Below are 12,955 nucleotides of genomic sequence, written 5' to 3' on the forward strand. Positions count from 1 at the left end.
GGCGCCGCCGTCTCACCCTGGGTGTCGTCCGTGTGCACGGGCGAGACTTGTGCCTAAGGTCTACACCCGACCGCCGGACGATGGTCGGCACGGGCGCCTCGCGAGGCCCGTCGTCCGCCGTCCACCCGTGGTCGGGCGAGCCGGCGGCGAGAGGGACACCCGATGAGCGAGACATTCGGCCGTAGCGACCAGGCCCCGCAGGACGGCGCGCGCGAGCTCGCGCTGCTGTCCGCGAAGAACGAGAGGCTCGCCGAGGCGCTGCGCGCGGCCCGGGACCAGATCCTCGACCTCAAGCGGCAGATCGACGACCTCGCCAAGCCGCCGGGCACGTACGCGGTGTTCCTCGCCGCGCACCCGGACGGGTCGGTCGACGTGTCCGCCGCCGGGCGCAAGATGCACGTCGGCGCGAGCCCCAGCCTCGACGTCCAGCGCCTGCGCCCGGGCCAGGAGGTCAAGCTCAACGAGGCGATGACCGTCGTCGCCGCGGGCGGTTACGAGCGCACGGGCGAGATCGTCACGGTCAAGGAGATCCTCGACGCCGACCGCGTGCTCGTCGTCGGCCGGGCCGACGAGGAGCGGGTCGTGCGGCTCGCCGGGTCGGTCGCGCGCACGACGCTCCGCGTCGGCGACTCGCTCACCATCGACACGCGCAGCGGCTTCGTGTTCGAGGTCATCCCGAAGTCCGAGGTCGAGGAGCTCGTCCTCGAAGAGGTCCCGGACATCGAGTACGAGGACATCGGCGGTCTCGGCCCGCAGATCGAGCAGATCCGCGACGCCGTCGAGCTGCCGTTCACGCACCCCGACCTGTTCCGCGAGCACGGCCTGCACCCGCCCAAGGGCGTCCTGCTGTACGGGCCGCCCGGGTGCGGCAAGACGCTCATCGCCAAGGCCGTCGCCAACTCGCTCGCGCACACCGTGGCGCGGGCGCGCGGCGAGCAGGTGGAGGACGGCTCGGGCGCGGCGCGCAGCTACTTCCTCAACGTCAAGGGCCCCGAGCTGCTCAACAAGTACGTGGGCGAGACCGAGCGGCACATCCGGCTGATCTTCGCCCGCGCTCGGGAGAAGGCGTCGCAGGGGACGCCCGTCGTCGTGTTCTTCGACGAGATGGAATCGCTGTTCCGCACCCGCGGGACGGGCCTGTCGTCCGACGTCGAGACGACGATCGTGCCCCAGCTCCTCGCCGAGATCGACGGCGTCGAGCGGCTGGACAACGTCATCGTCATCGGGGCGTCGAACCGCGAGGACATGATCGACCCTGCCATCCTGCGGCCCGGGCGCCTCGACGTGAAGATCAAGATCGAGCGGCCCGACGCCGAGGGCGCCAAGGAGATCTTCGCCAAGTACCTCACGGAGGACCTGCCGATCCACGCGGCCGACCTCGCCGAGCACGGCGGCAACCAGCGCGAGGCCCTCGACGCGATGATCCGCTCGGTCGTGGAGCGCATGTACTCCGAGGAGGAGGAGAACCAGTTCCTCGAGGTCACCTACGCCAGCGGCGACAAGGAGATCCTGTACTTCAAGGACTTCAACTCGGGCGCGATGATCCAGAACGTCGTGGACCGCGCGAAGAAGTCGGCGATCAAGGACCTCCTGGCCACGGGCCAGCGCGGCATCCGCGTCGACCACCTGCTCGCCGCGTGCGTCGACGAGTTCAAGGAGAACGAGGACCTGCCGAACACCACCAACCCCGACGACTGGGCGCGCATCAGCGGGAAGAAGGGCGAGCGCATCGTCTTCATCCGCACGATCGTCCAGAAGAAGGGGGAGGGCGGCTCGCCGCGCACCATCGACACGGTCACCAACACCGGCCAGTACCTGTAAGCAGGGGTGGTCGCGCCGCCCCGTGGACGGCGCGGCGCGGCGTCGGAGGGCGGACATAGGGTGAGCGTGTGAGCGTACGACGGGTCATGGGGATCGAGACGGAGTACGGCGTCCTGCAGCCGGGGAAGCCGATGGCGAACCCGATGCTCATGTCGAGCCAGGTCGTCACCACGTACCGGGCGCTCGCCGCGCGCAGCGACGGCGCCCGGGGCCGGGCGCGCTGGGACTACGACGACGAGGACCCGCTGCAGGACGCGCGGGGGTTCCACGTGCCGCGCGCGTCGGCGCACCCCTCCCTCCTCACGGACGACCCGTCGCGCCCCGCGCCGTCGGGGCCGGTCGACCGGGCCGCGGAGGGCGGCGCCGCCGGGGCCTCCCTCCAAGAGGTCGCGCGACCGACGACGGAGGAGTACGACGACCCGAGCGCGGCGAACGTCATCCTCACCAACGGAGCCCGGCTCTACGTCGACCACGCGCACCCCGAGTACTCCTCGCCCGAGGTCACGGTGCCGCACGACGTCGTGTGCTGGGACGTCGCGGGGGAGCGGGTCATGCTCGCCGCGGCGCGCGAGCTGGCCCAGGTGCCGGGCGGCGGCGTCGTGCTCTACAAGAACAACGTCGACGGCAAGGGCGCGAGCTACGGGACCCACGAGAACTTCCTCGTCGACCGCGAGGTGCCGTTCGGCGTCCTCGTGGAGATGCTCACGCCGTTCCTCGTGACCCGGCAGGTGTTCGGCGGCTCGGGGCGCGTGGGGCTCGGCCCGGCGGGGGAGGAGCACGGGTTCCAGATCTCTCAGCGCGCTGACTACGTCGAGGCGGAGGTCGGGCTGGAGACGACGCTGCGCCGCCCCATCGTCAACACGCGCGACGAGCCGCACGCGGACCGGCAGCGCTGGCGCCGGCTGCACCTCATCATCGGCGACGCGAACATGTTCGAGACCGCGACCTACCTCAAGACGGGCACGACGTCGCTCGTGCTCTTCGTCGTCGAGCACCTGGAAGAGCTCGGCCCGGAGGTGCGCGCCCGCCTGGCCGGGCTGCGCCTCGCGGACCCGGTCGCGGACGTCCAGCGTGTGAGCCGCGACCTCGACCTGACGCGTCGCCTCACCCTCGCCGACGGGCGCGAGCTGACGGCGCGCGAGATCCAGCGCGAGTACCTGGAGGTCGCCGCCGACGCGGCGGAGCGCCTCGCGGGACCGGACGGGGTCGACGCCCCGACGCGCGACGTGCTCGCGCGGTGGCGCTCGGTGCTCGACCGTCTGGCGACCGACCGCGACGCGTGCGGGCGCGACGTCGAGTGGGTCGCGAAGCTGCGGCTCCTCGACCGCCTGCGCGAGCGCGACGGTCTCGACTGGGGCCACTCGCGCCTCGCGGCGATGGACCTCCAGTGGTCCGACGTGCGGCCCGAGCGCGGCATCTACCACCGCCTCCTCGCCGCCGACGCCGTGGACCGCGTGGTCACCGAGCGCGAGGTCGGCGCGGCGGTGCACCACGCGCCCGAGGACACGCGCGCGTTCTTCCGCGGCGAGGTCATGGCGCGCTACGGCGACGAGGTCTCCGCGGCGAGCTGGGACTCGGTGATCTTCGACGTGCCGGGCGCGCCGTCGCTCCAGCGCGTCCCGATGATGGACCCGCTGCGCGGGACGCGCGCCCACATCGGGGCGCTGCTCGACGCGAGCCCGGACGCCGCCGCGCTGCTGGCGGGTCTGGCAGGCCCGTCGTGACCGGCGGCGACTAGGCTGGACGCACGACGGCGCCCGCCCTCCGTGGGAGGGGCGCCGCGTGCGAGCAGAGCCGGGAAGGGCGCGAGCCCGGACGGGGTTGGAACGGACAGAGCGTCGGCGCGAGGCCGGCCGACGGACGAGGAGGCAGCCATGGCGGGTACCGAACGCACGCACGCGTCGCACGAGGACCGGCGTCCCGACGACGAGCCCGAGGCCCCGGCGACCCCGGTCGCGCCGCAGGCGCAGTCGCGCGACGCCGAGGTGGACGCGCTCCTCGAGGAGATCGACGAGGTCCTGGAGACGAACGCGGAGTCCTTCGTCCGGGGCTTCGTGCAGAAGGGCGGCGAGTAGGAAGGGTGACGGCAACCCGATGAGCACGGACCAGCCCGGGCGCCTGCCCGACGCGTTCACGACCCCCGGGTCGTCGTCCTTCCTGGAGTTCCTGTCCGGGCACGCCCCCGACCTGCTGCCGTCGCACCGCGTGGCCGGGCACGCGGCGTCCGGCACGCTTCCGGACGCGCCGCACGCCACCACGATCGTGGCGCTGACGTTCGGCGCCGAGGGCGTGGGCGCGGGCGTCGTGATGGCGGGGGACCGCCGCGCGACGATGGGCTCGATGATCGCGAACCGGGAGATCGAGAAGGTCTTCCCGGCCGACGAGTACTCGGCCGTGGGTATCGCCGGGACGGCGGGGATCGCCGTCGAGCTCGTGCGCCTGTTCCAGCTCGAGCTCGAGCACTACGAGAAGATCGAGGGCGCGCTGCTCTCGCTCGACGGCAAGGCGAACCGCCTGTCGACGATGATCCGCCAGAACCTCGGCCTCGCCATGCAGGGCCTCGCGGTCGTGCCGCTCTTCGCCGGGTTCGACCTCGACCGCGGCGCCGGCCGGATCTTCTCGTACGACGTCACGGGCGGGCGGTACGAGGAGCGGGCGTACCACTCGGTGGGATCGGGCTCGGTCTTCGCGCGCGGCTCACTGAAGAAGCTGTGGCGCACCGGTCTCGACCGGGCGGCCTCCGTGCGCGTCGCGGTCGAGGCGCTCTACGACGCGGCGGACGACGACTCGGCCACCGGCGGCCCGGACCCGGTCCGCCGGATCTGGCCGGTGGTCGCGGTCGTCACGGCCGACGGCTACGAGCGCGTGCCGGACGACGAGCTCGCGGCGGTCGTCGAGCAGATCGTGGCGGAGCGCTCCGGGGCGGGCGTGGAGCGCGGCCGTCCCCCGGTGACGAACGCCGAGGCCGTCCCGCACGACCGCCCGCAGGACGGCCCGACCGGAGGTGACGACGCGTGAACATGCCTTTCTACGTCTCGCCCGAGCAGCTGATGAAGGACCGGGCGGACTTCGCGCGCAAGGGCATCGCGCGCGGCCGGTCGGTCGTGGTCCTCGCCTACGAGGACGGCATCGCGTTCGCGACGGAGAACCCGTCGCGCGCGCTGCACAAGATCTCGGAGATCTACGACCGCATCGCGTTCGCCGCGGTGGGCAAGTACAACGAGTTCGAGAACCTGCGCGTCGCCGGGGTGCGGTACGCGGACCTGCGCGGCTACTCCTACGACCGCACGGACGTCAACGCGCGCGGTCTCGCGAACGCGTACGCGCAGACGCTCGGCACGGTGTTCACCACGGAGTCGAAGCCGCTCGAGGTCGAGCTCGTCGTCGCGGAGGTCGGTCGCACGGCGGAGCAGGACCAGCTCTACCGCATCTCCTACGACGGCTCCGTCGCCGACGAGCAGGGCGTGGTCGTCATGGGCGGCCAGGCCGACCAGCTCGGTCGAGTGCTCCAGGACGCGTGGCGGCCCGGTCTCGGGCTCGCCGAGGTGCTGCGCCTGGCGGTGCACGCGCTCGCGTCCGGCGGCGAGGCGGACGACGCCCGCACCATCCCGGCCGCGCAGCTCGAGGTGGCCGTCCTGGACCGCACCCGGCCCCGACGCGCGTTCCGCCGTCTCACGGGCTCCGTCCTCGAGGGCCTCCTCGCGGACGACGACGCGGCGACCACCACCGACGGGACCGCCGAGGGCGCGCCCGACGACACGACGGGCACCGGCCCGACGGACGAGGGGTAGCGCCGCATGGACCGCAGGATCTTCGGGCTGGAGACCGAGTACGGCGTGACGTGCGCGTCCGACGACGGGCGCGGGCTCTCGGCGGACGAGGTCGCGCGGTACCTCTTCCGCAAGGTGGTCGCCTGGGGCCGCTCGTCGAACGTGTTCCTGCGCAACGGCTCCCGGCTGTACCTGGACGTCGGCTCGCACCCCGAGTACGCGACGGCGGAGTGCGACGACGTCCGTCAGCTCGTCGCGTACGACCGTGGCGGCGAGCGGATCCTCGAGGGCCTCGTCGCGGACGCGCAGCAGCGGCTCGAGCACGAGGGACTGCCCGGCCGGATCCACCTGTTCAAGAACAACACCGACTCGGCGGGCAACTCGTACGGCTGCCACGAGAACTACCTCGTGCGACGCCAGGGCGACTTCGCTCGCCTGTCGGACGTCCTCGTGCCGTTCCTCATCACGCGCCAGGTCCTCACTGGCGCCGGCAAGGTCCTCGCGACGCCGCGCGGCGCCGTGTACTGCCTGTCCCAGCGCGCCGATCACATCTGGGAGGCGGTGTCGAGCGCGACGACCAGGTCGCGCCCGATCATCAACACGCGCGACGAGCCGCACGCCGACGCCGAGAGCTATCGGCGCCTGCACGTCATCGTCGGGGACTCCTCGATGGCGGAGACGACGACCATGCTCAAGGTCGGCTCGACCGACCTCATCCTGCGCATGGTCGAGGCGGGGGTCCCCATGCGGGACCTGGCGCTCGAGAACCCCATCCGGTCGATCCGCGAGATCAGCCACGACATGACGGGCAAGCAGCCCGTCCAGCTCGCGAGCGGCCGGACGGTCACCGCGATCGACCTCCAGGGCGAGTACCTGCAGCGCGTGCGCGAGTTCGTCGAGCAGGACGTCGCGCCGACGCCCGTCGTCAAGCAGGTGCTCGACCTGTGGGAGCGCGGGCTGCGCGCCCTCGAGACGGGCGACCTCTCGCTCGTCGACCGCGAGCTGGACTGGGTCATCAAGTACCGCCTGATCCAGCGCTACCAGGCCAAGCACGGTCTCGAGCTCGACGACCCGCGGATCGCGCGCCTCGACCTCGCCTACCACGACATCTCGCGCACCGAGGGGCTGTACAACCTGCTCGCGGCGCGCGGCATGGTCGAGCGGGTGACCACGGACCTCGAGGTGTTCGAGTCGACGGCCGTCCCGCCGCAGACCACGCGCGCGAAGCTGCGCGGCGACTTCGTGCGCGCCGCCCAGGAGGCCCGCCGGGACTACACGGTGGACTGGGTGCACCTCAAGCTCAACGACCAGGCGCAGCGCACCGTACTGTGCAAGGACCCGTTCCGGAACGTCGACGAGCGCGTGGAGCGCCTCATCGAGTCGATGTGATGCAGGACGTGATGTGACGAACCTGGCCCTCGCGGCCGGGCGCCCTCGGGGCGTCCGGCGCGCTCGTCGTGCGCCCGCGTCCCGGGCCGCGCTCGTGCTGCTCGTGGCGCTCCTCGCGGCGCTCGTGCTCGGTGCGTGCACGGAGCCGGAGGACGCGACGGAGACGCCGCTCAACACCGACCTCACGGTCGCCGGGTCGTCCGGCGCCCCGCCGGCGCTGGAGTACCGCGCGCCGCTCGACGTGCCGGACGCGCGGTCGGAGGTGGTGTGGCCGGGCGCCGGGGCGGAGCTCGTCGACGGCGGCCCGCTGCTGCTCAACCTCTACGCGGAGGACCTGCGCGACGGCACCGTCCTGCAGAACACGTACACGGACGCGCCGCGCTGGCGCACGCTGACCGACGAGTCCGTCGGCCGCGAGCTGCGTGACCTTCTGCGGGGCCAGCGCGTGGGGGCGCGCCTGCTGCGCCTCGAGGTGGACGACGGCGTCCCCGTCGCCCTGGTCGTCGACGTCCTGCCGACGCGTGCGTCCGGGGAGCCGGTCGAGCCGGTCGACGGCCTGCCCACGGTGACGCTCGACGAGCAGGGCGCACCGAGCGTCACCGTCCCGTCGGAGGCCGCGGCGCCCGCGGGCCTCGTGGTGCAGCCGCTCGTCCGGGGCGACGGGCGCCAGGTCGAGGTCGGTCAGGTGGTCACCGTCCGGTACTCGGGCGTGCGCTGGTCCGACGGCGAGGTCTTCGACTCGACGTGGACCGACGGCGCGGCGCCCCTGTCGGTGATGATCGGCATCGGCGAGGTCATCGAGGGGTGGGAGCAGGGGCTCCTCGAGCAGTCGGTGGGGAGCCAGGTGCTCCTCGTCGTGCCGCCCGACCTCGCCTACGGCGCGACCGCCAACCCGCTGGCCGGCGAGACGCTCGTCTACGTCGTCGACATCCTCGACGCCCAGTTCCCCGTGACCGAGGAGAGCGCGGGCGACACCGGAACGGCCGACGACACAGCCGGCACCGACACCGGCACCGACACGACCGGCACGGCCGGCACCGACACGACCGGCGGAGCGCCGGCCGACCGAGGAGACTCCCCATGACCGTCGCGATCCGCGTGATCCCGTGCCTCGACGTCGACGCGGGACGCGTCGTCAAGGGCGTGAACTTCGAGAACCTGCGCGACGCGGGCGACCCCGTCGAGCTCGCCGCCCGCTACGACACCGAGGGCGCCGACGAGCTGACGTTCCTCGACGTCTCGGCGTCGTCCGGCAACCGGGAGACGACGTACGACGTCGTGCGGCGGACCGCCGAGCAGGTCTTCGTCCCGCTCACCGTCGGTGGCGGGGTCCGCTCGGCGGACGACGTGGACCGTCTCCTGCGCGCGGGCGCGGACAAGGTCGGCGTGAACACGGCGGCGATCGCCCGCCCGGAGCTCATCGCGGAGATCGCGGACCGCTTCGGCAGCCAGGTGCTCGTGCTCTCGGTGGACGCGCGCCGCACGACCGGCGACGTGCGGACGGAGTCCGGCTACGAGGTGACGACCCACGGCGGGCGTCGCGGCACGGGGATCGACGCCGTGGAGTGGGCGTCGCGCGCAGCGGGGCTGGGCGCGGGCGAGATCCTGCTCAACTCGATGGACGCGGACGGCACGACCGCCGGGTTCGACCTCGAGATGCTCGCCGCGGTGCGCTCCGAGGTGCGTGTGCCGCTGATCGCGAGCGGCGGGGCGGGCGCGCCCGAGCACTTCGTGGCGGCGGCGCGCGCCGGGGCGGACGCGGTGCTCGCCGCGAGCGTCTTCCACTTCGGCGCCCTCACCGTCGGCCAGGTGAAGGACGCGATGCGGGCCGAGGGCGTGCGGGTGCGCTGACCGGCGCGGACGCCCGGCGGCGGTGTCGGGAGCCCGTGAGAGGATCGGGCCACCCCCTGAACGAAAGACGAGGACCGTCCCGTGCCCGGCAGCAGGACGCGCCCCACCGGCGCCGACGCCCCGCCCGCCCCGACCGACCCGCCGGCCACCGCCGCCCGGCACGACCGCTCCCGCGACCGGCTCCCCGCCGAGCCGTCGGTCCGCCGACCGCACGCGCTCACCGGCTCCCGGGTCCGCCGCTCGCTCGCGCTCATGGGGCGCGGCATCCGCGACGAGCCGCGCACCTACGTGCTGGCGATCGGGTCCTCCGCGCTGTTCGGCGCGCTGACCGTCGCCGTGAGCAGCGCGGTCGGCCGGGTCACCGACGACGTCGTGGTGCCCGCGCTCGCGGGCGACGAGGCTGCGCGCGGCCGCATCTGGGTCGCGGGCCTCGTGCTCGCCGGGATCGCGCTCTCGCTCGCGGTGAGCGTCGCCGCGCGGCGCATCTTCGCGGGCAACGGGTACGCCGCGCTGCAGGCACGCCACCGCACCGCGGTGACCCGCCAGTACCTGCGCCTGCCGATGTCGTGGCACCGCTCGCACCCGGCCGGGCAGCTCCTGTCGAACGCGAACTCCGACGTCGAGGCCGCGACGGGCGTCTTCAACCCGCTGCCGTTCGCGCTGGGCGTCGTCGTCATGATCGGCGTCGCCGCCGTGATGCTCTTCCGGGTGGACGTCTGGCTCGCGTGCGCGGCGCTCGTCGTGATCCCTGTCGCCGTCGCCGTGAACATCGTGTTCCAGCGCTACATGTCGCCCGCCATCACGCGGGCGCAGCAGCTGCGCGCCGAGGTGTCCGACGTCGCGCACGAGAGCTTCGAGGCCGCGCTCCTCGTCACGTCGCTCGGCACCGCGGACCGCGAGGAGCGCCGCTTCGCCGAGCGCACCGACGAGCTGCGCGCCGCGAACGTGCGGGTCGGCGTCGTGCGCGCGTTCTTCGACCCCGTCATCGAGCTCCTGCCGTCGCTCGGCACGCTCCTCGTGCTGGGCGTCGGGACCGTGCGCCTCACCGCGGGCGACGTCGCGCCCGGCGACATCATCACCGCCGCGTACCTCCTGACCGTCATGGCCGTGCCGGTCCGCGCGTTCGGCTGGGTCCTCGGCGAGCTCCCGCGCGCGCTCGTCGGGTACGAGCGCATCAGCCGCGTCGTCGACGCCGGGGGCGTGCTGCGTCCCGGGACGTCGGCCCTGAGCGGGACGGGTGCCGGGCTGGGCGTGCGGCTCGAGGGCGTCGGTGTCGACGTCCGGGCGGGCGGCCGCGAGCTCACGCTGCTCGACGGCGTGGACCTCACCGTGGCGCCGGGGACGACGGTCGCCGTCGTCGGCCCGACGGGCGCCGGCAAGACGACGCTCGTCTCGCTCCTCGCGCGGCTCTCGGACCCGACGCGCGGGCGCGTGCTCCTCGACGGCACCGACGTGCGCGACGTGCGCGAGGCGGACCTCACGACGCAGGTCGCCCTCGTCGCGCAGCAGGCGTTCGTGTTCGAGGACACCGTGCGCGCGAACGTCACGCTCGTCGACGACGGCGACCCCGGCCCGGACGACGCGGAGGTCTGGGCGGCCCTGCGGCTCGCGCGCGTGGACGACGTCGTCGAGCGGCTCCCGGAGGGCCTCGACGCCCCGCTCGGGGAGCGGGGGGCCAACCTGTCCGGTGGCCAGCGCCAGCGTCTCGCGATCGCGCGCGCGCTCGTCCGGCGTCCTCGCCTCCTCGTCCTCGACGACGCGACCTCGGCCGTCGACCCGCGGGTCGAGCAGGAGATCCTCGCGGGCGTCGCGCGGGGCGGCGACGACCGCCCGACGGTCGTGATGGTCGCCTACCGCATGTCGAGCGTCGCGCTCGCGGACGTCGTCGTGCACGTGGAGTCCGGGCAGGTGGTGGACGTCGGGACGCACGACGAGCTGCTCGCCCGCGACCCGGGGTACCGCGAGCTCGCGACCGCGTACGCGCGCGAGGCGGAGCGCCGGGAGAACGAGCGCGCCGACGCGACGGACGACTCCGTGCGCGAGGCGGGCGAGGACGAGCAGGTCCGCGACGGTCACCGTGACGACGACCTCGTGCGCCAGGAGGAGACGGAGGAGGACGACGTCGTGCGGCACGTCGAGACGGGGGCGCTGGAGGAATGACCCGGACCACGACCGAACGACCCGGACGGTCGCCCCGCCGGGGCGCGGGTCCCGCTGTCGACGGCGGCGCGGACGTCCGCACCGGCGACGCGCGCATCGCCTCGGCGAGCGCCCTGGGCGTCCTCGCGACGCTGCGTCGCGGCGTGCAGGTGTCGCCGCAGATCCTCGCCGGCATCTGGGTGACCCTCGGCCTCGCCGTCGCCGCGGCGCTGGGCCGGGTCGTCGTGCCCGTGACCGTGCAGCAGACCATCGACACGGGCGTGCTCGCCGACGGCGGTCCGGACACGACGCGCGTCGCGGTGCTCGTGGGCGTCGCCGCCGGGATCCTCGTCCTCGCCGGGCTGTGCTCGGCCCTCGTCAACGTGCGCCTGTTCCGGTCGACCGAGGCGGGCCTCGCCGCGCTGCGCGTGCGCGCGTTCCGGCACGTGCACGACCTGTCGGTGCTCACCCAGAACTCCGAGCGGCGCGGGTCGCTCGTCTCCCGCGTCACGAGCGACGTCGACACGATCTCGCTGTTCGTGCAGTGGGGCGGGATCATGCTGCTCGTCTCGGTGCTGCAGATCGGCGTCGCGACGGTGCTCATGGCGGTCTACTCGTGGCAGCTCACGCTCGTGGTGTGGGCGTGCTTCGTGCCGCTGTTCCTCGTCCTGCGCCCCGCGCAGGCGCGGGTCAACGACGCGTACACCCAGGTCCGCGCGCGGGTCGGCGCGATGCTCGGCGCGATCTCGGAGTCCGTCGTCGGCGCGGAGACCATCCGCGCGTACGGCGCCGGGGCCCGGACGGCCCGCCGCATCGACGCCGCGGTCGACGCGACGCGGCGCGCGATGGTCCGGGCGCAGAAGCTCGTCGCCGTCGTGTTCTCGAGCGGCGTGCTCGTGGCGAACCTCGTGCTCGCGGTCGTCGTGGTCGTCGGGTCGCTGCTCGGCGTGGCGGGCGACATCTCGGTGGGGCAGCTCCTCGCCTTCCTGTTCCTCGTCCAGCTCTTCACCGGCCCCGTCCAGATGGCGACGGAGATCCTCAACGAGCTGCAGAACGCCGTGGCGGGCTGGCGCCGCGTCCTCGCGGTCCTGGAGACGCCGGTCGAGGTCGTCGACAAGGGCCCCGACGGCGTGCGCAGCCCGCGCGGCCCGGCCCACGTACGCCTCGAGGGCGTCCGGTTCGCCTACCCCGACGGGCCCGAGGTGCTGCACGGCGTCGACCTCGACCTGCCGGCGCGTGCCTCGGTCGCCGTCGTCGGCGCGACCGGCTCGGGCAAGACGACGATCGCGAAGCTCGTCACGCGGCTCATGCACCCGACGGGCGGGCGCGTGCTCCTGGACGGCACGGACCTGCGCGACCTGTCCGTGGCATCCCTGCGCGAGCGGGTCGTGCTCGTGCCCCAGGAGGGCTTCCTGTTCGACGGGACGCTCGCCGACAACGTCGCCTACGGGCTCCGGGGCGCCGCCGAGGAGGAGCCGGCCGCCGCGCGTCGCGCCCGGATCGAGGCGGCCGTCGAGCGGCTCGGCCTCACCGACTGGGTCGCGGACCTGCCGGACGGGCTCGACTCCTCGGTCGGCCAGCGGGGCGAGTCCCTCTCCGCGGGCGAGCGGCAGCTCGTCGCGCTCGTCCGGGCCTACCTGGCCGAGGCGGACCTGCTCGTCCTCGACGAGGCGACGTCCGCCGTCGACCCGGCGACCGAGGTCCGGATCGCGCGGGCGCTCGCGTCGCTCACCGCGGGCCGGTCGACGCTGACGATCGCGCACCGCCTCTCCACGGCCGAGGCGGCCGACCTCGTCGTCGTCGTCGACGCCGGGCACGTCGTGGAGGTGGGCCACCACGACGACCTCGCCCGCGCGGGCGGGGTCTACGCCCGCATGCACGACGCCTGGGTCTCCCAGACCCGCTGACCCGCGCGGCCGGGCGACCGACGTCACGCCGGGTCGGGCGAGACGGGGGACCGGCGGCGGCCCGGCGTCTGGCAGGAT

The 12,955-nt window shown here is 73.9% G+C and carries 10 protein-coding genes; all 10 read left to right on the forward strand.

Annotated elements, in window-relative coordinates; translation table 11 throughout:
* The first annotated feature begins 162 nt into the window (after positions 1 to 162).
* Positions 163 to 1,821, forward strand: coding sequence for a proteasome ATPase (arc, locus tag E1O70_RS03930; protein ID WP_021479740.1), 1,659 nt, complete (start codon positions 163 to 165; stop codon positions 1,819 to 1,821).
* Positions 1,822 to 1,907: 86 nt separating this feature from the next.
* Positions 1,908 to 3,545 (forward strand): depupylase/deamidase Dop, encoded by a 1,638-nt coding sequence (gene dop / locus E1O70_RS03935; protein ID WP_061267736.1) that lies wholly within the window; start codon positions 1,908 to 1,910, stop codon positions 3,543 to 3,545.
* Between the two features lie 150 nt (positions 3,546 to 3,695).
* Positions 3,696 to 3,896 (forward strand): ubiquitin-like protein Pup, encoded by a 201-nt coding sequence (locus E1O70_RS03940; RefSeq protein ID WP_021479766.1) that lies wholly within the window; start codon positions 3,696 to 3,698, stop codon positions 3,894 to 3,896.
* A 19-nt stretch (positions 3,897 to 3,915) separates the two neighbouring features.
* On the forward strand, positions 3,916 to 4,839 hold the full coding sequence (gene prcB / locus E1O70_RS03945) for a proteasome subunit beta (protein ID WP_082774448.1): 924 nt from the start codon (positions 3,916 to 3,918) through the stop codon (positions 4,837 to 4,839).
* Positions 4,836 to 5,612 carry a proteasome subunit alpha gene (gene prcA, locus E1O70_RS03950; protein WP_082774449.1) on the forward strand — a complete coding sequence of 259 codons (777 nt, stop codon included), beginning with the start codon at positions 4,836 to 4,838 and terminating at the stop codon, positions 5,610 to 5,612. The genes prcB and prcA overlap by 4 nt, the downstream gene beginning before the upstream one ends.
* Positions 5,613 to 5,618: 6 nt before the next feature.
* Positions 5,619 to 6,980, forward strand: a complete 1,362-nt coding sequence (pafA, locus tag E1O70_RS03955) for a Pup--protein ligase (protein ID WP_021479769.1) — start codon at positions 5,619 to 5,621, stop codon at positions 6,978 to 6,980.
* Positions 6,981 to 6,993: 13 nt separating this feature from the next.
* Positions 6,994 to 8,064 carry an FKBP-type peptidyl-prolyl cis-trans isomerase gene (locus tag E1O70_RS03960; protein WP_240696589.1) on the forward strand — a complete coding sequence of 357 codons (1,071 nt, stop codon included), beginning with the start codon at positions 6,994 to 6,996 and terminating at the stop codon, positions 8,062 to 8,064.
* Positions 8,061 to 8,831 carry an imidazole glycerol phosphate synthase subunit HisF gene (gene hisF, locus E1O70_RS03965; protein WP_061267737.1) on the forward strand — a complete coding sequence of 257 codons (771 nt, stop codon included), beginning with the start codon at positions 8,061 to 8,063 and terminating at the stop codon, positions 8,829 to 8,831. The genes E1O70_RS03960 and hisF overlap by 4 nt, the downstream gene beginning before the upstream one ends.
* Before the next feature lie 252 nt (positions 8,832 to 9,083).
* Positions 9,084 to 10,991, forward strand: coding sequence for an ABC transporter ATP-binding protein (locus tag E1O70_RS03970; RefSeq protein WP_061267777.1), 1,908 nt, complete (start codon positions 9,084 to 9,086; stop codon positions 10,989 to 10,991).
* Positions 10,988 to 12,877 carry an ABC transporter ATP-binding protein gene (locus E1O70_RS03975; RefSeq protein ID WP_082774451.1) on the forward strand — a complete coding sequence of 630 codons (1,890 nt, stop codon included), beginning with the start codon at positions 10,988 to 10,990 and terminating at the stop codon, positions 12,875 to 12,877. The genes E1O70_RS03970 and E1O70_RS03975 overlap by 4 nt, the downstream gene beginning before the upstream one ends.
* Positions 12,878 to 12,955 lie beyond the last annotated feature (78 nt).

Source organism: Cellulosimicrobium funkei, from assembly GCF_004519295.1.
In the GTDB taxonomy this organism is placed as follows: domain Bacteria; phylum Actinomycetota; class Actinomycetes; order Actinomycetales; family Cellulomonadaceae; genus Cellulosimicrobium; species Cellulosimicrobium funkei.

Bases quoted from the DNA above. Each gene is read 5' to 3' on its own strand.
- E1O70_RS03970 (WP_061267777.1), top strand. From the start codon at position 9,084: ATGGGGCGCGGCATCCGCGACGAGCCGCGCACCTACGTGCTGGCGATC.
- E1O70_RS03975 (WP_082774451.1), top strand. From the start codon at position 10,988: ATGACCCGGACCACGACCGAACGACCCGGACGGTCGCCCCGCCGGGGC.
- prcB (WP_082774448.1), top strand. From the start codon at position 3,916: ATGAGCACGGACCAGCCCGGGCGCCTGCCCGACGCGTTCACGACCCCC.
- hisF (WP_061267737.1), top strand. From the start codon at position 8,061: ATGACCGTCGCGATCCGCGTGATCCCGTGCCTCGACGTCGACGCGGGA.
- dop (WP_061267736.1), top strand. From the start codon at position 1,908: ATGGGGATCGAGACGGAGTACGGCGTCCTGCAGCCGGGGAAGCCGATG.
- pafA (WP_021479769.1), top strand. From the start codon at position 5,619: ATGGACCGCAGGATCTTCGGGCTGGAGACCGAGTACGGCGTGACGTGC.
- E1O70_RS03940 (WP_021479766.1), top strand. From the start codon at position 3,696: ATGGCGGGTACCGAACGCACGCACGCGTCGCACGAGGACCGGCGTCCC.
- arc (WP_021479740.1), top strand. From the start codon at position 163: ATGAGCGAGACATTCGGCCGTAGCGACCAGGCCCCGCAGGACGGCGCG.